Annotated in this window: 26 protein-coding genes; 2 read left to right on the top strand and 24 right to left on the bottom strand. The window is 72.1% G+C overall.

Going from position 1 to position 26,484, the window contains the following annotated elements; genetic code table 11:
* Nucleotides 1-55: 55 nt before the first annotated feature.
* A complete protein-coding gene (rpsB, locus tag ACH4ZA_RS21345) occupies nt 56-994 on the bottom strand; it encodes a 30S ribosomal protein S2 (protein WP_398430956.1) in 939 nt (312 codons plus the stop codon).
* Between the two features lie 650 nt (nt 995-1,644).
* Here rpsB and ACH4ZA_RS21340 point away from each other — a divergent pair.
* A complete protein-coding gene (locus ACH4ZA_RS21340) occupies nt 1,645-2,103 on the top strand; it encodes a murein hydrolase activator EnvC family protein (protein WP_398430955.1) in 459 nt (152 codons plus the stop codon).
* A 93-nt stretch (nt 2,104-2,196) separates the two neighbouring features.
* Here the strand turns inward: ACH4ZA_RS21340 and ACH4ZA_RS21335 are convergent, their stop codons facing one another.
* From ACH4ZA_RS21335 to proS, 18 genes are all read right to left on the bottom strand, one after another.
* Complete coding sequence (locus ACH4ZA_RS21335; protein ID WP_319279764.1) at nt 2,197-2,754, bottom strand: helix-turn-helix domain-containing protein; 558 nt, start codon at nt 2,752-2,754, stop codon at nt 2,197-2,199.
* A 93-nt stretch (nt 2,755-2,847) separates the two neighbouring features.
* Nucleotides 2,848-3,690, bottom strand: a complete 843-nt coding sequence (whiG, locus tag ACH4ZA_RS21330; RefSeq protein ID WP_319279723.1) for an RNA polymerase sigma factor WhiG — start codon at nt 3,688-3,690, stop codon at nt 2,848-2,850.
* 273 nt (nt 3,691-3,963) lie between these two features.
* Entirely contained in the window at nt 3,964-5,121 is a 1,158-nt protein-coding gene (gene dprA / locus ACH4ZA_RS21325; RefSeq protein ID WP_319279725.1) for a DNA-processing protein DprA, read from the bottom strand.
* Entirely contained in the window at nt 5,118-6,734 is a 1,617-nt protein-coding gene (locus ACH4ZA_RS21320; protein ID WP_398430954.1) for a YifB family Mg chelatase-like AAA ATPase, read from the bottom strand. The genes dprA and ACH4ZA_RS21320 overlap by 4 nt, the downstream gene beginning before the upstream one ends.
* Nucleotide 6,735: 1 nt before the next feature.
* Complete coding sequence (locus tag ACH4ZA_RS21315) at nt 6,736-7,137, bottom strand: YraN family protein (RefSeq protein WP_319279728.1); 402 nt, start codon at nt 7,135-7,137, stop codon at nt 6,736-6,738.
* A 125-nt stretch (nt 7,138-7,262) separates the two neighbouring features.
* A complete protein-coding gene (locus tag ACH4ZA_RS21310) occupies nt 7,263-7,571 on the bottom strand; it encodes a DUF2469 domain-containing protein (RefSeq protein ID WP_005311352.1) in 309 nt (102 codons plus the stop codon).
* 56 nt (nt 7,572-7,627) lie between these two features.
* Nucleotides 7,628-8,164 carry an NUDIX hydrolase gene (locus ACH4ZA_RS21305; protein WP_319279729.1) on the bottom strand — a complete coding sequence of 179 codons (537 nt, stop codon included), beginning with the start codon at nt 8,162-8,164 and terminating at the stop codon, nt 7,628-7,630.
* Nucleotides 8,154-8,930 carry a signal peptidase I gene (lepB, locus tag ACH4ZA_RS21300; RefSeq protein ID WP_319279730.1) on the bottom strand — a complete coding sequence of 259 codons (777 nt, stop codon included), beginning with the start codon at nt 8,928-8,930 and terminating at the stop codon, nt 8,154-8,156. The genes ACH4ZA_RS21305 and lepB (ACH4ZA_RS21300) overlap by 11 nt, the downstream gene beginning before the upstream one ends.
* 153 nt (nt 8,931-9,083) lie before the next feature.
* Nucleotides 9,084-10,064 carry a signal peptidase I gene (lepB, locus tag ACH4ZA_RS21295; RefSeq protein WP_319279731.1) on the bottom strand — a complete coding sequence of 327 codons (981 nt, stop codon included), beginning with the start codon at nt 10,062-10,064 and terminating at the stop codon, nt 9,084-9,086.
* On the bottom strand, nt 9,952-11,049 hold the full coding sequence (gene lepB, locus ACH4ZA_RS21290) for a signal peptidase I (protein ID WP_319279732.1): 1,098 nt from the start codon (nt 11,047-11,049) through the stop codon (nt 9,952-9,954). The genes lepB (ACH4ZA_RS21295) and lepB (ACH4ZA_RS21290) overlap by 113 nt, the downstream gene beginning before the upstream one ends.
* Nucleotides 11,042-11,773: a signal peptidase I gene (gene lepB, locus ACH4ZA_RS21285; protein ID WP_319279734.1), complete on the bottom strand. Its 732-nt coding sequence runs from the start codon at nt 11,771-11,773 to the stop codon at nt 11,042-11,044. The genes lepB (ACH4ZA_RS21290) and lepB (ACH4ZA_RS21285) overlap by 8 nt, the downstream gene beginning before the upstream one ends.
* A 45-nt stretch (nt 11,774-11,818) precedes the next feature.
* Nucleotides 11,819-12,169 (bottom strand): 50S ribosomal protein L19, encoded by a 351-nt coding sequence (rplS, locus tag ACH4ZA_RS21280; protein ID WP_020128707.1) that lies wholly within the window; start codon nt 12,167-12,169, stop codon nt 11,819-11,821.
* Nucleotides 12,170-12,306: 137 nt separating this feature from the next.
* Nucleotides 12,307-13,140 (bottom strand): tRNA (guanosine(37)-N1)-methyltransferase TrmD, encoded by an 834-nt coding sequence (trmD, locus tag ACH4ZA_RS21275; protein ID WP_319279735.1) that lies wholly within the window; start codon nt 13,138-13,140, stop codon nt 12,307-12,309.
* Nucleotides 13,140-13,694, bottom strand: coding sequence for a ribosome maturation factor RimM (rimM, locus tag ACH4ZA_RS21270; protein WP_319279736.1), 555 nt, complete (start codon nt 13,692-13,694; stop codon nt 13,140-13,142). Before rimM ends, trmD begins: the two co-directional genes overlap by 1 nt.
* A 116-nt stretch (nt 13,695-13,810) precedes the next feature.
* Nucleotides 13,811-14,050 (bottom strand): RNA-binding protein, encoded by a 240-nt coding sequence (locus tag ACH4ZA_RS21265; protein WP_003973401.1) that lies wholly within the window; start codon nt 14,048-14,050, stop codon nt 13,811-13,813.
* A 5-nt stretch (nt 14,051-14,055) separates the two neighbouring features.
* On the bottom strand, nt 14,056-14,478 hold the full coding sequence (gene rpsP / locus ACH4ZA_RS21260; protein WP_107441715.1) for a 30S ribosomal protein S16: 423 nt from the start codon (nt 14,476-14,478) through the stop codon (nt 14,056-14,058).
* A gap of 421 nt (nt 14,479-14,899) precedes the next feature.
* Complete coding sequence (locus ACH4ZA_RS21255; RefSeq protein ID WP_057580519.1) at nt 14,900-15,496, bottom strand: hypothetical protein; 597 nt, start codon at nt 15,494-15,496, stop codon at nt 14,900-14,902.
* 261 nt (nt 15,497-15,757) lie between these two features.
* Nucleotides 15,758-17,173 carry a proline--tRNA ligase gene (proS, locus tag ACH4ZA_RS21250; protein ID WP_319279738.1) on the bottom strand — a complete coding sequence of 472 codons (1,416 nt, stop codon included), beginning with the start codon at nt 17,171-17,173 and terminating at the stop codon, nt 15,758-15,760.
* A gap of 200 nt (nt 17,174-17,373) precedes the next feature.
* On the opposite strand from proS, the gene ACH4ZA_RS21245 reads away from it, so the two are divergent.
* Nucleotides 17,374-18,234, top strand: a complete 861-nt coding sequence (locus ACH4ZA_RS21245; protein WP_319279739.1) for an SAM-dependent methyltransferase — start codon at nt 17,374-17,376, stop codon at nt 18,232-18,234.
* Between the two features lie 198 nt (nt 18,235-18,432).
* Here ACH4ZA_RS21245 and ftsH read toward each other — a convergent pair whose 3' ends face one another.
* The 5 genes from ftsH to ACH4ZA_RS21220 all read right to left on the bottom strand — a co-directional run bounded on the left by ftsH (nt 18,433) and on the right by ACH4ZA_RS21220 (nt 26,338).
* Nucleotides 18,433-20,367: an ATP-dependent zinc metalloprotease FtsH gene (gene ftsH / locus ACH4ZA_RS21240; RefSeq protein WP_319279741.1), complete on the bottom strand. Its 1,935-nt coding sequence runs from the start codon at nt 20,365-20,367 to the stop codon at nt 18,433-18,435.
* 138 nt (nt 20,368-20,505) lie between these two features.
* Nucleotides 20,506-22,056: a signal recognition particle protein gene (gene ffh, locus ACH4ZA_RS21235; RefSeq protein WP_319170242.1), complete on the bottom strand. Its 1,551-nt coding sequence runs from the start codon at nt 22,054-22,056 to the stop codon at nt 20,506-20,508.
* A 120-nt stretch (nt 22,057-22,176) separates the two neighbouring features.
* Nucleotides 22,177-24,633, bottom strand: coding sequence for a [protein-PII] uridylyltransferase (locus tag ACH4ZA_RS21230; RefSeq protein ID WP_398430951.1), 2,457 nt, complete (start codon nt 24,631-24,633; stop codon nt 22,177-22,179).
* 26 nt (nt 24,634-24,659) lie between these two features.
* Complete coding sequence (locus ACH4ZA_RS21225) at nt 24,660-24,998, bottom strand: P-II family nitrogen regulator (RefSeq protein WP_003997576.1); 339 nt, start codon at nt 24,996-24,998, stop codon at nt 24,660-24,662.
* Nucleotides 24,995-26,338, bottom strand: a complete 1,344-nt coding sequence (locus ACH4ZA_RS21220; RefSeq protein ID WP_319279743.1) for an ammonium transporter — start codon at nt 26,336-26,338, stop codon at nt 24,995-24,997. The genes ACH4ZA_RS21225 and ACH4ZA_RS21220 overlap by 4 nt, the downstream gene beginning before the upstream one ends.
* Nucleotides 26,339-26,484 lie beyond the last annotated feature (146 nt).

The raw sequence follows: 26,484 nt of genomic DNA, 5'->3' as shown, positions 1-26,484 counted from the left end.
ACTTCGCCCTACGACCGTACGGACCGCGTGGCGACCGTACGGCTCACGGCCTGACTCAGGCCTGCTCGCCCTCGGCGGCCGGAGCGGCCTCGGCGGCGGGAGCGGCCTCGGCGGCGGGAGCGGCCTCCTCGGCGGGAGCCTCGACAGCGGCGGCCTCGGCGGCCGGCGCCTCGGCAGCGGCCTCGGCCGGCTTCTCGGCAGCCTCGTCCGCCTTCTCGGCGTCGGCCTTCTTCTCGCCCTCGAGCAGGTCGCGCTCCCACGCGGCCAGCGGCTCGCCGGCGGCCTTGTCGCCGGTGGCGACGCCGGAACGGGAGATGAGGCCCTCGGCGACGGCGTCGGCGATCACGCGGGTGAGCAGGGTGACGGAGCGGATCGCGTCGTCGTTGCCCGGGATCTTGTAGTCGACCTCGTCGGGGTCGCAGTTGGTGTCGAGGATGGCGACGACCGGGATGTTGAGCTTCCGGGCCTCACCGACCGCGATGTGCTCCTTCTTGGTGTCCACGATCCAGACGGCGCTGGGGACCTTGGACATCTCGCGGATACCACCGAGGGTCTTCTCGAGCTTGGCCTTCTCACGCGAGAGGACCAGGAGCTCCTTCTTCGTCAGACCCGAGGCGGCGACGTCCTCGAAGTCGATGAGCTCGAGCTCCTTGAGGCGCTGCAGGCGCTTGTAGACGGTCGAGAAGTTGGTGAGCATGCCGCCCAGCCAGCGCTGGTTGACGTAGGGCATGCCGACGCGGGTGGCCTGCTCCGCGATGGCCTCCTGCGCCTGCTTCTTCGTGCCGACGAACATGACCGTGCCGCCGTGGGCGACGGTCTCCTTGACGAACTCGTAGGCGCGGTCGATGTACGACAGCGACTGGAGCAGGTCGATGATGTAGATGCCGTTGCGCTCGGTGAAGATGAAGCGCTTCATCTTCGGGTTCCAGCGACGGGTCTGGTGACCGAAGTGGACGCCGCTTTCCAGCAGCTCCCGCATCGTGACGACGGCCATGGCCGTTCTCCTTGGGTTTCTCGGTTGTGCCGCGGGAACCGGACGGCTCCCGCGCCTGACGCCCGCGATGCGCCGAGCCACGAAGGACCGAGGGGCGCGGATACCGGAAGACCGACCGTGGCCGGGCCCCCGATATTGGGGCGTGCGAAGTCGACCCGGTGACCCGGATCGCCAGAAGAAGTGTACGGGACCCGCGGGGTCCCGGGTGACGCCGCTGTCCACAAGCGGCGGACGGTCCACAGGCCCGGGCGGTGATCGCCGGAATGCGGGACGGTGCGGTCATGAATGCGAAGCGATGCCCGGGCGGCCTGGCGCTGCTCCTGTCGATCATGGCGCTGACGTCCACCGCATATGCCGGCGCACCGGCCCCATCGGCCTCACCGGTCCCAAGGGCCTCACCGGCCTCACCGGTCCCAACGGGCTTGTCCGCCCGATCCGTCCCGTCGGGCGCGCCCGCCGCGCCTGTCGGGACGGACCCGCCCGTCACGACGGACACGCCTGTCCCGACCGCCTCATCCGACGCGCCCGCCGCGCCTGCCCCGACGGACCCGCCCGACCCGGCCGCCCCGTCGTCGGCGCCCCCGTCGTCTGCGTCCCCGCCCCCGGGTCCGGTCCCCGCCGAGGGCGAGGGCGGCGTCGGGGCGCCTCCCGTGCCGGCGATCGGCCGGACGTGGCCGGTGGGCACGCGTCCGACGGTGGTACGCGGCTGGGAACCCCCGGCGACGCCGTACGCCCGCGGCCATCGGGGCGTGGACCTGGCGGCGCCGCCGGGCGCACCCGTACGAGCGGTCGCAGCCGGACGCGTGTTCTTCGCCGGCCGGGTGGCGGGCCGGGGCGTCGTCTCGGTGGAGCTGACGGCCACGGGTGCGCCGCCCCTGCGCACGACGTACGAGCCCGTGCGGGCGTCGGTGCGCGAGGGCGACCGGGTGAGCCCGGGCCAGGTCGTCGGGACGGTGGAGCCGTCGGGCTCGCACTGCGCGCTGACGTGTGTGCACTGGGGGCTGCGGCGCGGCGACGCCTACCTGGACCCCTTGTCCCTGCTGCCGCCGTGGCTGTGGGACACGGCCCCCTCCAGACTCCTGCCGGTGCTGGGCGTCCCCCTGCCGTGACCCGGCCGGGGCGTCCCTGCCCGGTCAGGGGGCGGCGACGCGCCTCGGGCGCGGGCACGTCAGGGCGGCGGTCGGTCCCGGATCAACCGCGGATCAGCCGCGGACTCCTCGCAGGACCATGCCGACCGCGGCCTCCGTGATCGCCGACGGGTCCTCCGCGGCCCCCAGCTCGATCCGCCGTACCGCCGCGTCCACGACGCCCTGCAGCAGCATCGCCGCCAGCCGGGGCTCCGCGTGACCCAGCTCGGCCAGCGCCTGGCCGATCATCGTCACGAGACCGCCGTGCGCCGCCCGGATCTTCTCGCGGGCCCCGGCGTCCAGCTCGCTGGCCGAGATCGCCACGACGGCCCGGTGCCGCCGGTCCCCGACCAGCGCCAGCTGTCGCCGCACATACGCCTCGACCTTGGCCTCGGCCCCGTCGGCCGCGGTCATCGCCGCCTCGACCTCCGCCGTCCACACGGGAAAGTCGACCTCGCACAGCTCCTCGACCACGGCGGCCCTCGACCGGAAGTACTCGTACACGGACGAGCGCGCGAGCCCCGTCCGCTCGGCGAGGGCGGGGAACGTCAACGCTTCCGTCCCGCCCTCGGACAACAGGGAACGTGCCGCGTCCAGCAGGGCGGCACGCTGCATCGACCGGTGCTCGGCCACGGAGGCCGCTCGAATCCTTGGCACGTCGTCCACTTTACGGACGCTCCACGCGCGGCGGGAGTGGCTGCGGCCGCGGCACCGGCGAACGGCAGGTCAGCGACCGAAGCTCGCCAGTTTGGCCCGCAGCTGGAGCACCGACTTGGTGTGGATCTGGCTGACCCTGCTCTCGGTCACCCCCAGCACGTTCCCGATCTCGGCGAGCGTCAGCCCCTCGTAGTAGTACAGGGTGACGACCGTCTTCTCCCGGTCGGGCAGCGTGTTGATCGCCCGGGCGAGGAACCGCCTGAGCTCCCGGTCCTCGGCCACCTCCACCGGATCGTCGGCAGCCGTGTCCTCGAGCGTGTCCATCAGGCTCAGCCGGTCGCCGCCCTCGCCGCCGACGTGCAGCAGCTCCTCGAGGGCCACCACGTTCGCCAATGACAACTGGCTGAAGACGGCGTGCAGGTCCTCGACGGCGATGCCGAGCTCGGCCGCGACCTCGCACTCCGAGGGGGTCCTCCGCAGCCGCGCCTCCAGCGTGGCGTAGGCCCGCTCCACGTTGCGCGCCTTCTGCCGGACCGACCTCGGGATCCAGTCCAGCGCCCGGAGCTCGTCGATCATCGCGCCCCGGATCCGGGTGATCGCGTACGTCTCGAATTTGATCTCCCGGTCGACGTCGAACTTCTCGATCGCGTCGATCAGGCCGAACACCCCGGAGGACACGAAGTCGGCCTGCTCCACATTGGGCGGCAGGCCGACGCTCACCCTTCCCGCCACGTACTTCACCAGTGGCGAGTAGTGCAGGATCAACTGCTCCCGCAGCCGCTCGTCGCCCGTCGCCTTGTACGAGCGCCACAGCTCGTCGAGCGTCGAGGGAGCGGGCGGCCGCACGCTGCCACCGTCACGGGCGGCTGGGGGGATCGCCGCCCGGTCGGACCCGGAGGTGTGCTGGGGCATTCGTCGCCTTGTGCCGTTCTGCCGTGAAGTGCGTCAGGGTGGGTGAAGGTGCTACCAGGTGGTGCAGTGGTGCCGGTCTGTGACGGAATCCTCGTGAGCGTAGCGTGACTGCGGTGTCGCGGTGCGCGAAGGGCGTGGCCCGACGGACACGCAGATACGTTCCGCTGGACGCCCTCCCGGGGCAGGTCGATCGCGGTCGCCATCAGGAGGTCGCGTCAACTACCGGATTCCGCAAGGCTTTCGGCGTTCCCCCGGACGGCCGAACCCCCCGGGTCAACACGGAGGCCGATCCCCTCGAACGGAGACCATCGCCTGGCGTGTCAACTTCCAGCCGTCGCCGTGTCGTTCGACGTAACCGAGCGCAAGGAGCTCGTACAGCCTCGCGACCGCGTCGTCCGGTGTCGTCCGGGCTTCGCGGGCGAGTTCGTCGACCGCCGCGGTCCGGCGCGCCGGGAGCGCGGCCAGCACGCGCCGGGCGCCCGGCTCGAGGAGGTCGCGCGGCAGCGCCGGCCCACGCCGGGCGGGCGCCAGCTCCCCCATGTCACCGACCAGCTCGACGACTTCCGCGGCATCCGTGACGAGCACCGCCTCCTGCCGCAGCAGTTCGTGCACCCCGGCGGACAGGCCGCTGGTGGCCGGGCCGGGCACTCCCATCGTGTGCCGTCCCAACCGCAGCGCCGCCCGGGCGGTGACCAGCGAGCCGCTGCGGTGGGCGGCCTCCACGACCACCGTGCCCCGGGTGAGCGCGGCGATCACCCGGTTGCGCAGGATGAAGCGGCTCGGCGTCGGATGCTCGCCGGGCGGCAACTCCCCGATCACCAGCCCCTGTTCGGCGATCCTGCCGATCAACCGTGCGTGACCCTGCGGATAGGGCCGGTCGACCCCGCAGGCGAGGACCGCGACGGTGGCGCCGCCCGCTCCGAGGGCGCCCCGGTGGGCGGCGCCGTCGACCCCGTAGGCGCCGCCGGACACCACCACCCACCCTCGTTCGGCGAGGCCGCAGGCGAGGGACGCGGCCATGTGGGCGCCGTACTCGGTGCAGGCGCGGGCGCCGACGACGGCCACCGAGCGCAGCGCCCACATCCGCAGGCTGGGGCGCCCGCGCACCCAGAGCCCCAGCGGCCGGGCGTCCCCGAGCTCCTCCAGGGTGCCGGGCCACTCGGCGTCGCCCGGGCACACGAACCGCACCCCGGCCTCCTGGGCGAGGGCCAGGTCGCGCTCCGGTTCGGCCCGCTCGGCCCGCGCCCGCAGCCCGGCCCAGCGCCGCGCGGTGACTCCCGGCAGCGGCTCGCCGTCCGCGCACAGCCGCCGCACCACCTCCCGCGCGCCGCGTTCGCGCACCCACTGCCCGCCGACCTCGTCGCCGGGCTCGACGACCCGGCCGAGGAAGACCCGGGCCAGCCGGTCCTCGTCCCGGGCGCCGCCGTTCACGTGAGGGCCCCGAGGGCCATCGGCACCCCGCGGGGCACCCCCGTGCGCAGTTGCAGGGCCAGGGCCACGTCCGTGGCGTCCGGCCGGTCGTGGCCGACCAGGTCGGCGACGGTCCAGGCGACCCGCAGCACGCGGTCGAGCCCGCGGGCGGTCAGGGTCCCGCGTTCCAGGTTGCGCTCCGCCTCGTCCATGGCGCCGACCGCCGCGTGCCAGCGGTGGCGCAGCTCCCGCCCCGGCACTTCGGAGTTGGTCCGCCAGGGGGTGCCCGCCAGACGGACCGCCGCGCGCTCCCGGGCGGCCCGCACCCGGTCGGCGACGGTGGCCGTCGACTCGCCTCCGGACCCGCGGTACGCCAACTCGGCCCGGCTGACCGGGTCGACCTCCACGCGCAGGTCGACCCGGTCGAGCAGCGGCCCGGAGAGTCGCGCCTGGTAGCGGCGGACCGCGGCGGGCGAACAGTCGCACAGGGCGTCGCGCAGCGAGAACCGCCCGCACGGGCACGGGTTGGCGGCCAGCACCATGAGGAACCGCGCCGGGAAGCGCACGACGCCCGCGCTGCGCGCGATCACCACATGTCCCGCCTCGAGCGGCTGCCGCAGGGCGTCGAGGACCCGGCTGCCGAACTCGGGGGTCTCGTCGAGGAAGAGCACGCCCCGGTGGGCCAGCGAGACCGCGCCGGGGCGGGCGACGCCGGGACCGCCGCCGACCAGCGACTGCATCGTGGCCGAGTGGTGCGGGGCGCAGTACGGGGGCACGTCGATGAGGGGCTTGCCGGGCGGCAGCAGGCCGGCCACCGAGTGCACCGCCGTGACCTCCAGCGACTCCCCCCTGCTCAGCGTGGGCAGCACGGCGGGCAGACGCTCCGCGAGCATCGTCTTGCCGGCGCCGGGCGGGCCCTCCAGGAAGAGGTGGTGTCCGCCCGCCGCGGCCACCTCCACGGCGGTCCGCGCCGAGCGCTGGCCGACGACGTCCGCGAGGTCGTGCTCCTGGTCCGGGCAGGCGGCGCCCAGGCCGGTGGCGGCGCCCGTGCCCGGCATCCGCAGACCGGCCAGGAGCGGGTCCGGGCGGCCCGCCTCGTCCGGCTCCTCCTCGGGAACGGGCTCGTCCGCGAGGAGGGCGATCAGCTGCCGCAGGCTGCGCACCCCGAGCACGGAGACGCCCGGCACCAGCGCGGCCTCGGCGGCGGCGCTCTCGGGGACGACCACCTGTTCGTATCCAGCGGTCGCGGCGGCCAGCACCGCCGGGAGGACGCCCCGCACCGGGCGCACGCGTCCGTCCAGGCCCAGCTCGCCGATCATCACGATGTCGGCGAGCACCCGCGGGTCGATCCGTTCGGCCGCACCGAGCACCGCGCAGGCCACGGCCAGGTCGAACCCGGATCCGCCCTTGGGCACGGACGCGGGGCTGAGGCCCACCGTGAGCTTCTTCTGCGGCCAGTCGCCGCCCGAGTTCACCACGGCCGCCCGCACCCGGTCCCGGCTCTCGCTCAGGCTCTTGTCCGGCAGCCCCACCAGGGTGAACGCCGCCACTCCGGGTTCGAGGTCGGCCTGGACCTCGACGACGACGCCTTCGACGCCCACCAGCGCCACCGCACACGTGCGCGCGAAGCCCATCTCAGGCCACCCCCCGCGCGTGCTGCACGACGGCGGCTCCGCGGCGCGGCAGGACCACGCCGACCAGGTCGATCCGGACGCCGCCCGGCGGGGCTCCGCCGTGCGCCTGGATCCATCGTTCGGCGAGCCCGCGCAGGCGCTCCGCCTTCTTCGGCGTCACCGCCGCCATAGGGTGCTGGAAGCCGCCGTCCCTGCGGGTCTTCACCTCGCAGACCACCAGGACGTCGCCGTCCCGCGCGACGATGTCGATCTCACCGGTCCTGCCGCAGCGCCAGTTGCGCTGCAGGACCGTCATCCCGGCCTCGGCCAGCCGCCGGGCGGCCAGCTCCTCTCCGTACCTGCCGAGTGCGCCCCGTGCCCGTTGTGCGTTCATGTCGGCACCACCTCCGGGGCCAACGCTCACGCATCCGCCGCCACCGGAAGGATCTTGGTGGACACACCGGCCACTGTGGAGAACTCCGTCACACGTCCGGGGGAATCCGGCCCGGGCCGGCCCCACCAGGGCGCTCGGCGCGAACCCGGCACGGCTCAGCTCCCCGGAAGCTCCAGGTCGCTCTTGTTCAGCTCCTCGATGTTCACGTCCTTGAACGTGAGGACCCGCACCTGCTTCACGAAGCGGGCCGGCCGGTACATGTCCCACACCCAGGCGTCGGCCATCGACACCTCGAAGAACACCTCGCCCTGGACCGAGTGCACCTGCATCTCGTAGTCGTTGGTCAGATAGAAACGACGCTCGGTCTCGATCACGTATTTGAACAGACCGACGACATCGCGGTACTCCCGGTAGAGCTTCAGCTCCATCTCGGTCTCGTACTTCTCGAGGTCCTCGGCGCTCATGGCATGTTCCCCTTCAGCCGTGCGATCCCCCCATTGTGCGCCAGTCCCGAGCGCCCCTAGACGATTTCCGTGTCAAGGGTCACCGGTCCGGCGGGAGGACCTTCGTCGAGCAGCCTGCGCAGCAGCTCGGCGAGTCTGGTCGGATACACCGTCTCATGTGCCTGGGTCAGTTCCTGACACGTCCACCAGCGCGCTCCGGCGACACTGCGCCGTTCCAGCTCGGTCAGGGCCGTCGCCCGGGTCGCGGTCACCGTCGTCCGGGCGAGGTAGTACCACTCGTCCTGGTCCCAGCGGCGGCCCGCGAAGGGGAAGGAGCACATCCGCCGCCACAGCACCGGACCGAGGTCGACCTCGGTGATACCGGTCTCCTCGACGAGTTCCCGCAGAGCGGCCTCTTCACGGGTCTCGTCGCCCTCCACGCCGCCGCCGGGCGTGAACCACCAGTGGTCGGCGGGATCGTCCGGTTCATGCCCGTGCAGCAGCAGGATGCGGTCCTGCGGGTCGAGGAGGACGACCCGCGCCACCTTGCGCAGCCCTCCCTCGTAGGAGTCGACGTCCACGCCGGCCGGCTCGTTCGCGGCCTCAGCGGGCACCGGCGGGCTCCGGCCGGCCGCGGCGGCGGCCCGTCCGCTTGGCGATCGGGCCGTAGGCGCCGCCGCCGAGCACCAGCACGGCACCGCCGACGATCAGCCAGCCGATCGTGCCCAGCGGACCCGGCTGGGAGAGGACCCCGAGGTCCTCGAAGCCCGTCGGCCGCTTCAGCATGCCCTTCATGGGCCAGACGACGGCGTCGACGCGGGCCTTGACCGCACTGCGGGCCACCGTGCCCTGGGCGGCGTCGGTGAGGTGGGCGGTGGAGTCCAGGGAGCCCTGCCGCTCGTCACCGAGGAGGAAGAGCCTGCCGTCGGGGACCTTCACGGTGGGGAAGTTCTTGATCTCGGCAAGTGTACCCGGCGGCAGATACGGTTCCTCGATCTGCTTTCCGTTGACGGTCAGCTTGCCGTCGGTGCAGCAGGAGACCGTGTCGCCGCCGATCGCGACCACGCGCTTGACCACGGGCGCGTTGCTCGCCCAGGTCTTGTCGGTGAAGACGACCACGTCCCCGCGCCGCACCTCGCCGCCGTCGATGCGCTCGGCGAGCACCCGGTCGCCGGCGGCGATCGTCGGGCTCATGGAGCTGGTGGGCACGGTGTAGGGCCGGTAGAGCAGGGCCGCCCAGGCGAACCCGCCGAGGAACAGCACGAGGCCCAGTGCGACGGCCAGTCCGGACAGTCGCTGTCCGGTCCGGCTGCCCACCGGGCCGCTGCTGGTGCCGCCGCTGCTGCGCGGGGCCGTTCGTGTAGTGCTCTCGCCACCCATGGACCCGCACCCTACCCGGCGGTACCGAACCGGGTCAGCCCCCTCTTTCCCGGCCGCGCCCGGTCGGCGCGGTCTTCGCAGGCCGAGGTCACACGCTTGGGAAAGGGTTTGCCGAACGAGGGCCCGGGGGGGGGCCGGAGCGGAGAGCCGCGGTCAGCGGGTGCGGGAGTCCCCGGTCCGCCGGCGCCGCCACAGGACCACCGGTACGACTCCGGCGAGGGCGAGACCCTGCGGCGCGACGGTGAGGGCCGCGGACGCCGCGGACTGGTCGCTCAGACCGGTCTGCTCGAAGGTGTCCGGCACCGGCAGCGTGCCCCAGTGGTTGAGCGGCCAGGCCTTGACGATGGCGCGGCCGACGACCTGGTCGACGGGCACCATGCCGTGGTTCTTGTCCGACTGGTTGTAACGCGAGTCGCGCGAATTCTGGCGGTGGTCGCCCATGACCCAGACGTAGCCCTTGGGAACCTTCACCGAGAACTGGCCGCCCTGGTCGTCCTGGCTGCACGGGGTGTTGCCGGGGTACACGTACGGCTCGTTCAGCGCCTTGCCGTTGACCGTGAGCGGGCCGGTGCCCTTGCACGCGACGGTGTCACCCCCGACGCCGATGACCCGCTTGATCAGGTCCTTCTCCTCCGCCGACGGCATCAGGCCGATCCAGCTGAGGACGGTCTGGAAGGCGTTCGGCTCGACGGTGTTCTCGCCCGCGAGCCAGTTGTCCGGGTCGTGGAAGACGATGACCTCGCCGCGCTCGGGCTCGGAGCCGAACCACGGGGTCAGCTTGTCGACGAGCACCCGGTCGCCGATCTTGAGGGTGTTCTCCATCGAGGCCGACGGGATGGAGAAGGCCTGCACCAGGAACGTCTTGATCAGCAGCGCGAGGACCAGCGCGATGCCGATCAGGATCGGCAGCTCCTTCCAGAAGGAGCGGGGCTTCTTCGCCTTCGGCGCCGAACCGTCCGAACCGTCGCCGCCGGTGCGCGGCGGTTCGTCCGCCGGCGGACCGTCGCCGCCCGCCACGGGGTCACTCCCGGGGGTCACGGCGCTGTCCGTGACCGGGTCGGCAGCTCCCACGGGGTGCCCGCGGTGCTCCTCGCCGTCGTGCCCGGACCGTGCGCCAACCGCCACATCCCCCACGCCAACTCCTCACTCTGTGCCGCTGCCTGCCCCACATACGACGCAGGCCCACCACTCCCATAACGAGCGGGAGTTCCGCAGGGGTCGGGAGTCTTCCGACGGATCCGTCCGGACCGCCGGAAGCAACCCTATGCGACGGCTGGGCGGAGGCGGTCGCCCCGACGGCCGAGCCGGTCACCGAGGAGAAAGTTTGCGGTTCCTTGAGACGGATCCAGTGCCCGAGGGGCCAGGCGATCACCATGGCCCGGCCGACCACCTCGTCCTCCGAGACGGTGCCGCCGTAGTCGGTGTTGCGATGCGCCCTGGAATCGGCGGAGTTGGCCCGGTGGTCGCCCATCACCCACAGCCGCCCCTGGGGGACGGTGATGTCGAACGGGTCGTCCGAAGGGGTGTTGCCGGGATAGAGGTAGCTTCCCTCTTCCAGGGGAACGCCGTTGACGGTGACCCGCCCCTGCGCGTCGCAGCACTTGACGTGGTCGCCGCCCACCCCCACGACCCGCTTGATGAGGTCCTTCTCGTTGTCGGACGGCAGCAGACCGATGAAGGTGAGCCCTTCCTTGATCTGCTTGACGACGACCGGGTCCTTCTTCTTGGCGGTGGTCTGCTCGTCGTCGAGCCAGCCGCCGGGGTCCTTGAAGACGACGACGTCCCCGCGCTCGGGCCGGGAGCCGAACCACGGGGTGAACTTGTCGACCAGGACGCGGTCGCCGATCCGGATCGTCTGCTCCATGGAGCCGGACGGGATCACGAAGGCCTGCACCAGGAAGGTCTTCAGCACCAGGGCTATCAGCACGGCGACGCCGACCAGCAGCGGAATCTCCCGCACGGCCGAGCGCCTGCGCTTGCGCTTGACCTTGCGCTGCAGCTTTCGCCGCTCCGCGCGGGAGCGGCCGGGGCCCGGGCCGGCGGTGCGCCGGACGCCGGTGGGCAGGAGGTTGTCCGCGGCGCTGCCCGAGACGCCGCGCGGCTTGCCGCGGTTACCCACGGGCGCCCCCCGAACCGGCCACGCGCGCGTAGGCGCTCGGACGCGAGAGGCGGGTGAGGTGGGCGAGGGGCCAGACGATCCAGTCGGCGCGGCCGATCACGTCGTCGACGGGGATCATGCCGCCGCCCGGTGAGCCCAGACGGTCCCGGGAGTCGCTGGAGCGGCTGCGGTGGTCGCCCATGACGAACAGGGCGCCGTCGGGCACGGCCACGTCGAAGGCGACCGTGGACGGGCTGTCACCGGGGTACAGGAATGTCGACTCGTCGACCGGCAGGCCGTTCACCTGGATCCTCCCCTCCTTGTCGCAGCAGACCACGTGATCTCCTCCCACACCCACGACGCGCTTGATGTAGTCGGAGTTCCCGAAGTACCCGGTGCCGTCGAACACGACGACGTCGCCGCGCCGCGGCTCGGCACCGAAACCGTACGCCAACTTATTTACGAGAACGCGGTCACCGATCCTCAACCCGTTTTCCATGGATCCGCTGGGAATCTGGAAGGGTTGCACCACGAAAGCGTTGAGGACGAGCAAAAACAGCAGGCAGACCAGGGCGGTCAGGCTGTAGCGGCCCCCGGGGACCCAGGACGCGATCCGTCCCGCCCACGCAAAACGCGACCGCCCCTCCGGTCCCTGCGGGTCCGCGGTCTCCTGGGAGACGTCGGCGGCCACGGAAGGGCGGGAGGAGCGATCGCGCTCCGGCGTCGGCTGAGCTTCGGTGTCCATCGGGGCCAGATGCTATCCGGCCCCTCCATGAACTCCGGAAATCGCTCAGTTGTCGCGCTTCTCCTTGATCTTCGCGGCCTTGCCGCGCAGCTCACGGAGGTAGTACAGCTTGGCGCGACGCACGTCACCGCGGGTGACGAGCTCGATCTTCTCGACGATCGGGGTGTGCACCGGGAAGGTGCGCTCGACGCCGACGGAGAACGAGACCTTGCGGACCGTGAAGGTCTCGCGGACGCCGGCGCCCTGGCGGCGGATGACCACGCCCTTGAACTGCTGCACACGGGAGCGGTTGCCCTCGATGACGCGCACGTGGACGTTGACGGTGTCGCCCGGGCGGAAGGCCGGGACGTCGCTGCGCAGCGACGCGGCGTCGACGGAGTCGAGCAGGTGAGACATTTCGTCTGCTTTCTTCGCTGATGCCACAGGTCATCAACGGAACTAGATGTTCGAGGATTGAGTGCCGTGTGCCCGTCGAGGCGGGCGTCGTGTCCCCCTGCGGCAGGGGCGCACACCGGACGGCGCACAACAGCGACCTATTCTTCCACGGCGTCGGTCCTGCGCCAAAATCGGCCGTACGGCGCACCCTCCGGGTCGGGCGTCCAGCCCAGGATGGAGAGCATCTCGCGGTCCTTCTTGTCGAAGGACGCGGGCGCGCAGCGCTCGATCAGGTCGGGCCGGTGGAGCGTCGTGCGCCGCAGGGCCTCGTCACGGCGCCACCGGGCGATCTTCCCGTGGTGGCCGCTGAGCAGCACTTCGGGGATCTCCCGACCGCGCCAGGCGGGCGGCTTGGTGTAGACGGGCCCCTCGAGGAGGCTGGCCATGGCGCCGGGGGCGAAGGAGTCGTCGCGATGGGACTCGGCGTTGCCGAGCACACCGGGCAGCAGCCGTGCCACGGCCTCGGTGACGACGAGGACGGCCGCCTCCCCGCCGGCCAGCACATAGTCGCCGATGGACACCTCGTAGACGGGGATCCGGGCGGCGTACTCGTCGACGACCCGCCGGTCGATGCCCTCGTAGCGGGCCGGCGTGAAGATCAGCCAGGGGCGGCCGGAGAGTTCGACCGCCAGCTCCTGGGTGAAGGGCCGGCCGCTGGGGGTGGGGACGACGAGCGCGGGGGCGTGGGCGCCCCTCTCGTAACCGTCGGCGAGGACGGAGTCGAGGGCGTCACCCCATGGATCGGTCTTCATGACCATGCCGGGACCACCGCCGTAGGGGGTGTCGTCGACCGTGTTGTGCCGGTCGTACGTCCACTCCCGCAGGTCGTGCACCCGCACGTCGAGCTGCCCGCGCGCGCGTGCCTTGCCGACGAGGGAGACGTTCAGTGGTTCCAGGTACTCGGGGAAGATCGTGACGACGTCGAGGCGCATCAGGACTCTTCCCCGGCCGCGTCCCGGGTGCCGGCGACCTCGGCGCGGTCGTCGATGAGACCGGGCGGCGGGTCGATGACCGCCCGCTGCTCCTCGAGGTCGATCTCGGTGACGATCGACTCGACGAAGGGGATCATCACCTCGCTGCCGTCGGGCCGCTCCACGATGAAGAGGTCCTGGGACGGCAGGTGGGAGATCTCGGTGATCCGGCCGACCTCGGCGCCGTCCACGGTGACCACGTCCAGGTCCATCAGCTGGTGGTCGTAGTACTCGTCCTCCTCCTCGGGCAGCTCCTCGGGATCGACCTCGGCGATCAGGAGGGTGTTGCGCAGGGCCTCGGCGGCGTTGCGGTCGCGCACGCCCTCGAAGCGCAGAAGGAGGCGGCCGCTGTGGACGCGGCCGGTCTCGATGGTCAGCGGGCCGGCCGTGGCCGGGTCCGTGAACAGGACGGCGCCGGGTGCGAGCCGCAGCTCCGGCTCGTCGGTGCGTACCTCGACGGTGACCTCGCCCTTGATGCCGTGGGCGCGGCCGATCCGTGCGACTACGAGCTGCACTTCTGAAGATCTCCTGTCGTGCCTGTCGGTGCCTGTCGTCACGAGTGCCGTAACGACTGCGGGCCGGGGACGGCCCAGTGGCCTTCCCCGGCCCGAGCCGGTGGTGCTCAAACGCGTCAGCGGACGTGATCCACGTCGACGAGGTCGACGCGGACGCCCCGGCCGCCGATGGCGCCCACGACGGTGCGCAGAGCGCGTGCGGTGCGGCCGTTGCGGCCGATCACCTTGCCGAGGTCGTCCGGGTGGACACGGACCTCGAGCACCCGCCCGCGGCGCAGGTTGCGCGAGGCGACCTGCACATCGTCGGGGTTGTCGACGATGCCCTTCACGAGGTGCTCAAGCGCCTCTTCGAGCATGCTGCTCAGGCCTCGGTCGACTCAGAGGACTCGGCGGCAGCCTCGTCCTTCTTCTCGGCCTTCTTCTTCTGGGTGATGGCCTCACCCTTGCCCGAGTCGTCGCCGCCGAGGGCCTCGAACGACGGGCGGGCCTTCTTCGGCTCGGCGACGAGCAGCGGCGCCGGGGCGGGCTCGCCCTTGAACTTCTGCCAGTCGCCGGTCTTCTTCAGGATGGCGAGGACCGGCTCGGTCGGCTGCGCGCCGACACCCAGCCAGTAGGCGACGCGGTCGGCGTCCACCTCGATGACGGACGGGTGGTACGTCGGCTGGTACTTGCCGATCTCCTCGATCGCACGGCCGTCACGACGGGTGCGGGAGTCGGCGACGACGATGCGGTAGTGAGGCGAACGGATCTTGCCCAGACGCTTCAGCTTGATCTTGACTGCCACGGAAGTGGTGTCTCCTGGTCTTGACGTGGTTGGGCACGGCGAGATGGCCGCGTGGGGTTGCGGTACCCGAGTGCCCGATGGACGCGTCAGCCGGAGGAGAGAGGGGTCCTGTGCGACTGTCGAGTACAGCTGACCATTGTGCCACACCCGACGGGTCGCCTCGGCCGAGGGGCGGCGCCCGGGCACGCCTGAGCAGCCCCTGGCGTCACGCGACGCCGCGCCCGATGCGCGACCCCGCGCGGCGGGGCGCCGGACCGCGCCCTGCAGCGCCCCTGAAGGTCCCCCGGGGCCGTGGGGCGCCGGGGGAGGCACTGCGGTGCGCGGCGGACGGGCGCCCCGCCCTCGCCGTGGACCGGCAGCCACGAGATGCCGGTACCGGACCGCTCCCGGCCGGGGCCCTACGCCCGGCTCGGTCGCGGACCTAGGCCGCGCCGACGATCTCCGGGATGCGGAACGGCTTGCCGCAGCCCCCGCACACGATCGGCGCCTGGGCCAGGACCGACGGCACGACCCGGACGTTGCGCCCGCAGTCGCAGACGGCCTTGACGCGGACGCCTCCGCCGGAGGAGCCGTGCCGGGCGGCCGGACCGCGGAAGGTGCGGGCGGTGTCGGCTGAGGTGGCCGCCGTGTGGGCCTTGAGGGCCCGCTGCAGCCGCTCGATCGTCGGGCGGTAGCGGCGCTTGGCCTCGGGATTGAGCGTGACCAGGGAGAAGCCGCTGCTGGGGTGCGGTTCCTCGGGGTGGTCCAGCCCCATCTCCTCGGCGATCGCGAGGAATCTGCGGTTGTGGTAGCGGCCGGCGCGGGAGGTGTCGCGGACGCCGCGGGCGGCGGCGATGCCATGGACTGCCTCGTGAAGCAGTCGCTCGAAGGAGAGCTCGTGACCGCATGCGGACGACGACTCCCCGATCAGGGACTCTGGCGCGGCGAGATCCGGCAGTTCGGGGTGGTACCGCTGAATGTCGGCCCACGCCTCTGCCAGCTCTGCGGCGAGAACTGGTGGTGTCTGTGTCGTGCTCACGTAATGACAACGAGCGGGGGTGCCCCCGTGTTCCTATTCCGGGGCATCCCAAATAATTTGCACGTACCCGTCAGTCGGTACTCATGCGTCCGGACGAGGGCGGGTGCGCTGATCTGCGGAGAAGCCTCGCAGCTCGTATCAAGCTGGTGCGTAGTCCCCGGTACGACCCGGCGCGTAGACCTTGTCCGCACGCCGGGGCGCGGAGGTCTCCCGGGGGCGCAAGAGGCGTTTCGGCCGCCCTCACGCGCGGAGGGCGCTGCTTCAGTAAGCGCGTGCGACGACCGCGACGTTACCGGGGGCGTCTTCGGCGTCCGGCACCGACCCGTCCTCGGCGACGAGACATCGCACGGTCAGCGACTGCCCGGCCAGCGCGGCCTCGCCTTCTTCGCCCAGGGACGCCCACGGGAGGCGCGCCCAGCCGCCGGCGCCCACCGCCTCGACGGCTTCCTCGACCGTCGAGACGTCCGCCGTCCGCGATTCGCGGCGCTCGCGCGACTGCCGGAGCAGCAGTGCCTGGTCCTCCTCGAGGACGGAGGGCAGCAGGTCCGCCAGCGCGTCGACCGCCACCGGCTCCTTGCCTCCCGGGATGCGGCGTACCAGCATCGCCGTGCCGCCGGGCAGGTCGCGGGGCCCGACCTCGACCCGCACCGGCACGCCCTTGAGCTCCCAGTCGACGGCGCGCCGGCCGAACGGCACATCGGTGCGGTCGTCGACCCGGACGCGCAGCCCGGCCGCCGTCAGCCGGTCGCCGAGCTCGCGGACCTTGGCCAGAACCGCCTCGTCGTCCTTGACCGCCAGGACGACGACCTGGATCCGCGCCAGTCGCGGCGGCACCCGCAGCCCGTCGTCGTCGCCGTGGGTCATGACCAGGGCGCCGATCATGCGGGTGGTCGAGCCCCAGGAGGTCTGCCAGACCAGCTCCCGTGTGCCGTCCCTGGTCAGGTACCGGGTGTCGAAGGCCTTGGCGAAGTTCTGGCCCAGCTCATGGCTGGTGACCATCTGGAGGGCCTTGCCGTCGCCCATCATGCTTTCGAGGGTGAGCGTGTTGACGGCGCCCGCGAAGCGCTCCTTCGCCGTCTTGCGGCCGGCGACGAAATCGATCGCGAGCACGTTCTCCAGGAAGTCCCCGTAGACCTCGCGATGGATGCGGGCGGCGAAGTCGCGGGCCTCCTCGTACGTGGCGTGCGCGGTGTGGCCCTCCTGCCAGAGGAACTCCGACGTGCGCAGGAAGAGGCGTGGGCGCAGCTCCCAACGGACCACGTTGGCCCACTGGTTGATCAGCAGGGGCAGGTCCCGATAGCTCTGCACCCACTTGGAGAAGTACTCGTTGACGATGGTCTCGGAGGTGGGCCGCACGACCGCAGGCTCCTCCAGCTCCTTGCCGCCGCCGTGCGTGACCACCGCCAACTCGGGTGCGAAGCCCTCGACATGGTCCGCCTCGCGGGTGAGATACGACTGCGGGATCAGCAGCGGGAAGTACGCGTTCTCGGCGCCCGTCCGCTTGATCCGGGCGTCCATCTCCGCCTGCATCCGCTCCCACAGCCCGTACCCGTACGGCCGGATCACCATCGTGCCGCGCACCGGGCCGTTGTCGGCCAGTTCCGCCTTGCCGATCAGATCCTGGTACCAGCGAGGGAAGTCGTCCGCCCGTGGGGTGAGAACGGGTGCCTTTGCCATGGCGCGATGGTACGGGTCCACATTGCCGGAATGTGAATTCTCGCCACCGGCACATGCCGTCCTCAAGCAGGGCTCCGCTACCCCTGGACGCGGCCGCGGACGGGGAGTTACCTGGCATACGGGGGCGGTGCCGTAGCACTGCACGGGGGCCCACTGATCGAGTACGGACACAGACTCTCGGCGGATTGGGGCGCTTTTCCATGACACCTGTGCTCGTGCGACAGCACCTGCCTCACGCGGGGCCGGCGCCCCTCGAGGATCAGGGTGCACGCGCGCGTGACTGGTCCGAGATCCAGGAACGGATGCTGGTTCCGCTCTACGAGGCCGTCTACGAGCGGCTGGACGTGGGGCCGGGCAGCCGGCTCCTCTCCCTCGGCTCCGGCTCCGGGCTCGCCCTGGTGATGGCGGCCTCCAGGGGCGCGGCCCTCACCGGCGTCGAGTCCTCCTCCCCCGCGCTGCTGGCCCTCGCGCGCGAGCGGCTACTCCTGCGGGAGGGCTCGGCGACGCACGCGCGTGCGGACATCCGGCTCACCGACCGGTTGCCCACGGGCCGGACGGAGGCGCAGACGCCCCCGTACACCCTGGTGACGGCCTTCGAGCCGATCGGACGCGTGGCGGGCGACACGGAGGAACTGGCCGTGCTGCTGGCGGCGGCGTCGCCGCTCGCCCGGCGCGGCGCGCCCGTGGTGCTCGTCGGCTGGGGTCCGCCCGAGCGCTGTGCCACCACGGCGGTGCTCCGGATCGCGGCCAGGGCGGCGGACCAGGACCGCGGCACGGTCCGGCTGCGGCCCGCGCTCCGCGACGACCTCGAGGACGTCGCCCGGCGGGCCGGTCTGCGGCCGGACGGATCGGGCCGGGTGGCCTGTCCGTTCGGGTACGCCGACCTGGACAGCGCCCTCAAGGGGCTGCTCTCCACGGGCCTGTTCGACGCGGCGGTCGCGGCGACCGACCAGGCGCAGGTCGAGAAGGAGACGGCGGAGGCGCTCCACCCGTACCGGCGGGCGGACGGCACGGTCTGGATGCCGAACGTGTTCCGGTACCTGATCGCCCGGACTCCGTGAGCCCACGCCCCCACGGCCGCAGGCACGGGCAGGTCCCGGTCCGGCTGCACGTCCTGGTCCGGGGCCGGGTTCGTGGGACGGTCGCCGGGTCCGTGACCGGGACGGTGGCCGGGGCGGTGGCCGTGACAGGGGCAGTGGCCGTAACCGGGTCCGCGGCCGTGACAGGGGCGGTGATCGGGTCCATGAACGGGCCCGGCACTAGGCGTCCTTCTTGGCGAGCCGGGTGATGCCGGCGATGCGGTACGCGTCCGCCTCCTCCAGCGTCTCGTGCTCCAGGAGCGCCAGGGCGAGGGCGTCCAACTGCCCGCGGTGGTCGCGGAGTTTGCGGCAGGCCTCGTCGTAGCACTCGTCGACCAGGCGTCGCATCTCGCTGTCGATGACGTCCAGGGTCCCCGGGGCCGCGGCGAGGCCGTAGGCCTGCTGGGCGTCGTTGGGGAGGGCGGAGAGGCGGCCCACCCGCTCGCTCATGCCCCACCGCGCGACCATCCCGCGCGCGATGTTGGTGACCTGCTCCAGGTCGTTCTCGGCGCCGGTCGTGACGACGCCGTAGACGATCTGTTCGGCCGCCATGCCGCCGAGCGCGCCGATGATGCGGCCGCGCAGATACTCCTCGGAGAGCGCGTACCGCTCGACCTCCGGGGTCGACATGGTCACGCCGAGAGCGCGGCCGCGCGGCACGATGGTGACCTTGCGGACCGGGTCGGCGCCGGGTTGCAGCATGCCGAGGAGGGCGTGGCCGCTCTCGTGGAACGCGGTGCGCCGGCGGTCCTCCTCCGGCATGATCAGCGTGCGCTCGGCCCCGAGCTGCACCTTCTCCAGCGCCTCGGACAGGTCGGACTGCGTCACCTGCTCCTGTCCCCGCTTGACGGCGAGCAGCGCGGCCTCGTTGGCGAGGTTGGCGAGATCCGCTCCCGTCATGCCCGGGGTGGTCCGCGCCAGCCGGGCGAGGTCCACGTCCGGTCCCAGCGGGATCTCGCGGGTGTGGATGGCGAGGATCGCCTCGCGGCCGGCGCGGTCCGGCGGCGAGACGCTGACCACCCGGTCGAAGCGGCCCGGCCGGGTGAGCGCCGGGTCCAGGATGTCGGCGCGGTTGGTCGCCGCGATGACGATGACGCCCTCGGCCCCCGAGAAGCCGTCCATCTCGGTGAGGATCTGGTTCAGCGTCTGCTCGCGCTCGTCGTGCCCGCTCACCGAGGCGCCGCCGCTGCGGACCCGCCCGATGGTGTCGATCTCGTCGATGAAGATGATCGAGGGCGCCACCTTGCGGGCCTCGGCGAACAGTTCCCGCACGCGGGACGCGCCGACGCCGACGATCATCTCGATGAACTCGGAGGCCGAGGCGGAGAAGAACGGCACGCCGGCCTCACCCGCCACCGCGCGCGCCAGCAGGGTCTTGCCGGTGCCCGGCGACCCGGCGAGCAGCACACCGCGGGGCATCTTCGCGCCCATCCGGCGGTAGATCTCCGGGTGTTCGAGAAAGTCGACGACGTCGTCCAGCTCACCCTTGACCTCGTCGATGCCGGCCACGTCGGCGAACGTGGTGCGCCGTCCGTCGGGCCGCAGGCCCACCGGTTTGGGCGGCGTCTTGCGCCCGAGCATGCCGCCCGCGCCGCCCGGACCGCCGCCGAAGCGCCGGGCGAAGAAGATCCACACGGCGACCAGGAGCACGATCGGCACCAGCGAGAGGAGCAGGTTGGCCAGCAGACTGCGCTGCTGCACGACCGGCCGGGCGGTCACCGTGACGTCCTGGCGGTCCAGGCTCTGCCAGAGGTCGTCGTCCGCGAAGGCCGGCCGCTGGGTCGTGAACTTGGTGTACTGGCCGCCGCCGTCCGGATCGTCGCGGGCCTTCTTGAGCTGGCCCTGGATGGCGTCGCCCTTGGAGTAGATCTTGTCGACGTTGCCGGCGTCGACCTGCCGGCTGAACTCGGTGTAGGAGATCGTCGGCTCGTCGCCCCCGCCGAGGTAGTTCAGTCCGACGTACACCAGCAGGAAGACGATCACCGCGGTGACGGCCAGCCCCCACCAGCGGCCGCGCGCCTTCCTGCCGTCCGGCGGGCGCCGACCGTCGTCCGGGGCGCCCTCGGTGCGCCACGGCTGGTCGGGGGCCTTGCGCTCCGGAGCGGCATTGCTCATATCTGGACGCTACGACAGAGCGCCGGACACGGCATGCGCTGAGGTCGCGCAAGGATGCGCCGGGACGCGCCGAGGGCGCCCTCCGTCGCGGAGGACGCCCTCGATGGCCGAAGCCGGCCGAAGGACTCGGGGAGGTGCTCAGCCCATGAACTTCTTGAACTCGTCGGGCAGCTCGAAGTCCTGGGCGCCCTGCTGCGGCAGACCGAGCGCGTTGCCGCCCTGGGCCTGCGCCTCGCGGCGCTGGGCCGCCTCCAGCTCCTGCTGCTTGCGCTTCATCGGGTTGCCGGAGCGCTGCTTGCCCTTGGCCTGCTTCGGCTGCTTCCGCTGCCGGCCGGCGCCGCCGCCCATGCCGGGCATGCCCGGCATCCCCGGCATGCCGCCGCCCTGGGCCATCCGGGACATCATCTTGCGCGCCTCGAAGAACCGCTCGACCAGCCCCTTGACGGCGCTGACCTCGACGCCGGAGCCCTTGGCGATACGGGCGCGGCGCGAGCCGTTGATGATCGTCGGGTCCTGGCGCTCGCCCGGGGTCATCGACTTGATGATCGCGGCGGTGCGGTCGACGTCGCGCTCGTCGAGGTTGGCGATCTGATCCTTGATCTGGCCCATGCCGGGCAGCATGCCGAGCAGCTTGGAGATGCTGCCCATCTTCCTGACCTGCTCCATCTGGGCCAGGAAGTCGTCCAGGGTGAAGTCCTGGCCCTTCTTGGACGCGAGCTTGGAGGCCATCTTCTCGGCCTCTTCCTGACTGAACGTCTTCTCCGCCTGCTCGATCAGGGTGAGCAGGTCACCCATGTCGAGGATGCGGGAGGCCATCCGGTCGGGGTGGAACGCGTCGAACTCGTCGAGCTTCTCGCCGTTGGAGGCGAACATGATCGGCTTGCCGGTCACCGAGGCGATCGACAGGGCCGCGCCGCCGCGGGCGTCGCCGTCCAGCTTGGACAGCACGACGCCGTCGAAGCCGACGCCGTCACGGAAGGCCTCGGCGGTGTTGACGGCGTCCTGGCCGATCATCGCGTCGACGACGAAGAGGATCTCGTCGGGCGAGACGGCGTCGCGGATGTCCGCGGCCTGCTGCATCAGCTCGGCGTCGATGCCGAGCCGGCCGGCGGTGTCCACGACCACGATGTCGTGGACCTTGGCCTTCGCGAACTCGATGGAGTCCTTGGCGACCTGCACCGGGTCGCCCACCCCGTTGCCGGGCTGCGGGGCGTAGACGGCGACGCCGGCACGCTCGGCGACGACGCTGAGCTGGTTGACGGCGTTCGGGCGCTGGAGGTCGCAGGCGACGAGCAGCGGCGAGTGGCCCTGCTCCTTCAGCCAGCGCCCGAGCTTGCCCGCGAGGGTCGTCTTTCCGGCGCCCTGGAGGCCGGCCAGCATGATCACCGTGGGCGGCTGCTTGGCGAAGCGCAGGCGGCGGGTCTCACCGCCGAGGATCGTGACGAGTTCCTCGTTGACGATCTTCAGGACCTGCTGCGCGGGGTTCAGGGCCTTGGAGACCTCGGCGCCGAGGGCGCGCTCCTTGACGTTCTTGATGAACGTGCGGACGACCGGCAGGGCCACGTCCGCCTCGAGGAGGGCGATGCGGATCTCGCGCGCCGTGGCGTCGATGTCCGCTTCGCTCAGGCGCCCCTTGCCGCGCAAGTTCTTGAAGGTCGCTGAGAGGCGATCGGAGAGAGTATCGAACACGGCGGCGTCGGTCCTCGGTGTCGGGGGCGGTCTGAGCGTCTTCCAGAGTATCCGGCCGCGCAAGACATTCGTCCCCGCCTGCCGCATTCGGCGGGCGGGGACGGGCCGCGCGGCGCCCGATCACGCCCGCAGCGTCTCCTCCAGCTTCCGGGCGACGGCGACGGCCTCGTCGCCCGGCAGGGGCGCGCCGTCCGTTCCGGTGACGTAGAAGGCGTCCACGGCGTTCGCGCCGAGAGTGGAGACGTGCATGCTGCGCACCCGCAGGCCCTCGTCCTCCAGCGCCCGGCCGATGCGGAACAGCAGCCCCGGCGCGTCCTGGGCGCGCACCTCGATGACGGTGGCGTGCCGGGAGGCCGCGGAGGCCACCGTCACGCGGGGCGGCGGGGCCACCACGCCCCGTCGGCGCGGGTAGGCGGCGTCGCGCTCGGCGAGCCGTCCGGCGATGTCCAGCGAGCCGTCCAGCGCGCGCACGAGGTCGGCGCGCAGCCGGGCCGCCTGGGGCAGCGAGCCGTACTCGGCGGCGACCCGCCAGTTCAGCAGGAGGACCGAGCCGTCGACGCCGTCGGGGAGGTCCTGGGCGCGCAGCTCGGCGGTGCGCACGGTCAGCCGGTGCACGGCGAGGACGCCGGCCACCGCGGGCAGCACGCCCTCCTGGTCGGGCACGGCGATGAGCAGCTCCACGCCGAGCGGCTCGGGGTCGCCGGCCGGCTGCTCCCCCGCGGTCCCGGCGGGCGTCTCGGTCTGAGCGCGCAGCGCCAGCACCGGGCTGCCGGTGGCGACCGCCTCGATGGCGAGGCGTTCCTGCTCGGCGGTGGGCGCGGTGTCGTCCGGCTCCTCCGGTTCGTTGCCGGCGAGGACCGCCGCGACCCGCTTGACGAGGTCCGCCACGAGTGAGCCCCGCCAGGTCGACCAGGCGGCGGGCCCGGTGGCCAGTGCGTCCGCCTCGGTGAGGGCGTGCAGCAGTTCCAGCGTGCTCTGCGAGCCGACCGCCTCGGCGACCGCGCGCACGGTGGCCGGGTCCTCCAGGTCGCGCCGGGTGGCCGTGTCGACGAGCAGCAGATGGTGGCGGACGAGGGCGGCCAGCACGTTCACGTCGGCGCGGTCGAAGCCGATGCGGGCGGCCACGTCCTTGGCGATGATCTCGCCGGCCACCGAGTGGTCGCCGGGCCAGCCCTTGCCGATGTCGTGCAGCAGCGCGGCGACCAGCAGGAGGTCGGGCCGGTGGACGCGGCGGGTGAACTCGGAGGCGCGCACGGCGGTCTCGATGAGGTGCCGGTCGACGGTCCAGATGTGCACGGCGTTGCGCTGCGGCCGGCAGCGGACCCGCTCCCAGTCGGGCAGCAGGAGGGTGATCAGCCCCTCGGCCTCCAGCGCCTCCCAGACCTCGACGGTGGGCTGACCGGAGCCGAGCAGGGTGACCAGCTGCTCGCGGGCCTCGGCGGGCCACGGCGTGGGCAGCGGGCGCACGGTGGCGGCGAGGCGCCGGACGGCGTGCAGGGACAGCGGCAGGCCGGCCTGCGCGGCGGCGGCCGCGGCGCGCAGCGGGAGCACGGGGTCGCGTTCGGGGCGCGCGGCGCGGGCGAGCACCACCTCGCCGTCCTGTTCCACGACCCCTTCGGCCAGCGGAGACCGCTCGGGTGCGGGCTTGCCGCCGCCCAGCATCGCGCGCAGCCGCGGCCGCACGGCGCGCGAGCGCAGGACGCGCCCGACCTCGCGCCAGGTGACGTCGCTCGCGTAGGAGATGACGCGCGCCGCCTCGTACACCTGCCGCAGCAGGGTGTCGGCGTCGAGCAGGTCCAGCTCGGCGGCCACCTGGTCCTGCTCCTGCAGCGCGAGACGGTCGGTGGCACGGCCGGTGGCCAGGTGGAGGGCGTCGCGGACGTCGAGGAGCCGGCGGCGGGCGTCGGCGAGCCCCTCACGGGGCGCGTCGGCCAGCCAGGAGGCGGCGACGGCGCGCAGCGCGGTGGCGTCCCTCAGTCCGCCGCGCGCCTCCTTCAGGTCGGGTTCCAGCAGGTACTGCAGCTCGCCCTGGCGCTCGGCGCGCTCGGCGCACAGTTCCTGGAGTTCGGGCAGGCGCCTGGGCGCCTGGTTGCGCCAGTCGGCGAGGACGGACGTCCGCAGTCCGGCGGTGAGGCCGAGGTCGCCGGCGAGGTGGCGGGCGTCCAGCAGGCCGAGCTGGACCTTGAGGTCCTCGCCGGCGGTCTTGCGGGCCTCCGCCGGGGTGCGGACCGAGTGGTCGAGTGCGAGGCCCAGGTCCCAGACGGGGTACCAGAGGCGGTCGGCGAGGGCGGCGACGGTCTTGGGGTCGGCGCCGTCGTGCAGGAGCAGCAGGTCGAGGTCGCTGCGCGGGGAGAGCTCGCCGCGGCCGTAGCCGCCGACGGCGACCAGGGACACGCCCTTCAGTTCCTCGGCGCCGGCCGTGAAGAGCCCGGCCAGCCAGTCGTCGGTCAGTTCGGCGAGGGCCGCACGGCGCGGCGGCCCGGACTGCGCCTCCTCGGTGAGGAGGCGCAGCCGGGCCGCCGCGTAGCCGCTGGGTCCCGAGTCCTCTGCATCCATGCGCACGTCCGTACTCGTCACCCAGCGACTCCTGTTCTCTTCTGCCGTCAGAGCGCGTCCGGACCGCGCTCGCCGGTGCGGACCCGTACGGCCGTCTCGACCGGGAGGGACCAGACCTTGCCGTCACCGATCTTGCCGGTGCGGGCGGCCTTGACGATGACGTCGATCAGCTGCTCGGCGTCGTCGTCCTCGGCCAGTACCTCGATGCGGATCTTGGGGACCAGGTCCACCGTGTACTCGGCGCCGCGGTAGACCTCGGTGTGTCCCCGCTGACGACCGTAGCCGCTGGCCTCGGTGACCGTCAGTCCGTGCACGCCGAAGGCCTGGAGGGCTTCCTTGATCTCGTCGAGCCGGTGGGGCTTGACGACGGCGGTGATGAGCTTCATGCGTCCACCTTCTTGCTCGCCCCGGCGACGGCGGTCGGGAGGGCGGTCGTGCGGGCGGCGCCGCCGCCGGCCCCGCTGAAGTCGTATGCGGTCTCGGCGTGCTCGGCCTGGTCGATGCCGGCGATCTCGTCGTCCTCGGAGACCCGCATGCCGATGGTCTTGTCGAGGAGGAAGGCGAGGATCGCGGAGACCACCAGTGAGTAGGCGAGGACCGCGAACACTCCGGCGCACTGCTTCCACAGCTGGTCGAAGGAGTGGTCGCCGTAGAAGACGCCGGTCGCGGTGGACTGGCCCTTGCCGGTGGCGAAGAAGCCGATCAGCAGGGAGCCGATGACACCGCCGACGAGGTGGACGCCGACGACGTCGAGCGAGTCGTCGTAACCGAACTTGTACTTCAGGCCGACGGCCATGGCGCAGAGCAGACCGGCGATGGCGCCGACGGCGATCGCGCCGAGCGGGGAGACCGCTCCGCCCGAGGGGGTGATGGCGACCAGACCGGCGACCGCGCCGGAGGCGGCGCCCAGCGTGGTGAACGCGCCGTGGCGGATCTTCTCGTAGATGAGCCAGGCCAGCATGGCGGCGGCGGTGGCGACCTGCGTGTTGACGAACATCAGCGCGCCGACGCCGTCGTCGTTGCCGAGCCACGAGCCGGCGTTGAAGCCGAACCAGCCGAACCACAGCAGACCGGCGCCGAGCATGACCAGCGGCAGGCTGTGCGGGCGCATCGGGTCCTTCTTGAACCCGACGCGCTTGCCGATGACGAGGATCACGCCGAGGGCCGCGGCACCGGCGTTGATGTGGACGGCCGTGCCGCCGGCGAAGTCGATGACGCCCAGCTCGAAGGCCCAGCCGCCGGCGCCCCAGACCCAGTGCGCGACCGGGAAGTAGACGACCGTGGCCCACAGGGCGACGAACAGCGCCCAGGCGGAGAACTTGACGCGGTCGGCGAGCGCGCCGCTGATCAGGGCGGGCGTGATGATCGCGAACATCATCTGGAAGACCATGAACACGAAGATCGGGATGGTGTAGCCGTCCCACAGCTCCGTCAGACCGATGTTGCTGAGACCGAGCCAGTCCGAGTTCCAGCCGATGAGGCTGCCGGAGTCGGTCCCGAAGGCGAGCGAGAAGCCGTACAACACCCACAGGATGGTGACGATCCCGATGCTGATGAAGCTCATCATCAGCATGTTCAGCGTGCTTTTGACCCTGACCATGCCTCCGTAGAAGAAGGCGAGGCCCGGGGTCATGATCAGCACCAGGGCGGAACAGATGAGCATGAAGCCTGTGTTCGCGGAGGACAGCTTGGGTGCCTCCGCGGCAAGCGTGATGGCTGCTGCCATCGGCGTCTCCTCGTCGTAGTACGGCCCCGTGCGGGCGAAGCCAGAGCGGGTTCGTGAGGGTGTGGGCCGGTTATGCGCCATGAGATTCGCGCAGCGCGGTTTCGGTGGAAGCCCCTCGTTGTTTCGCCGCCGTGACGAAGGCGCCG

The sequence above is a fragment of the Streptomyces sp. NPDC020597 genome (assembly GCF_044335095.1).
Classification (GTDB): domain Bacteria; phylum Actinomycetota; class Actinomycetes; order Streptomycetales; family Streptomycetaceae; genus Streptomyces.
Note: the sequence above shows the minus strand (reverse complement) of the source record. Positions and strands in the feature narration are given on the sequence as shown.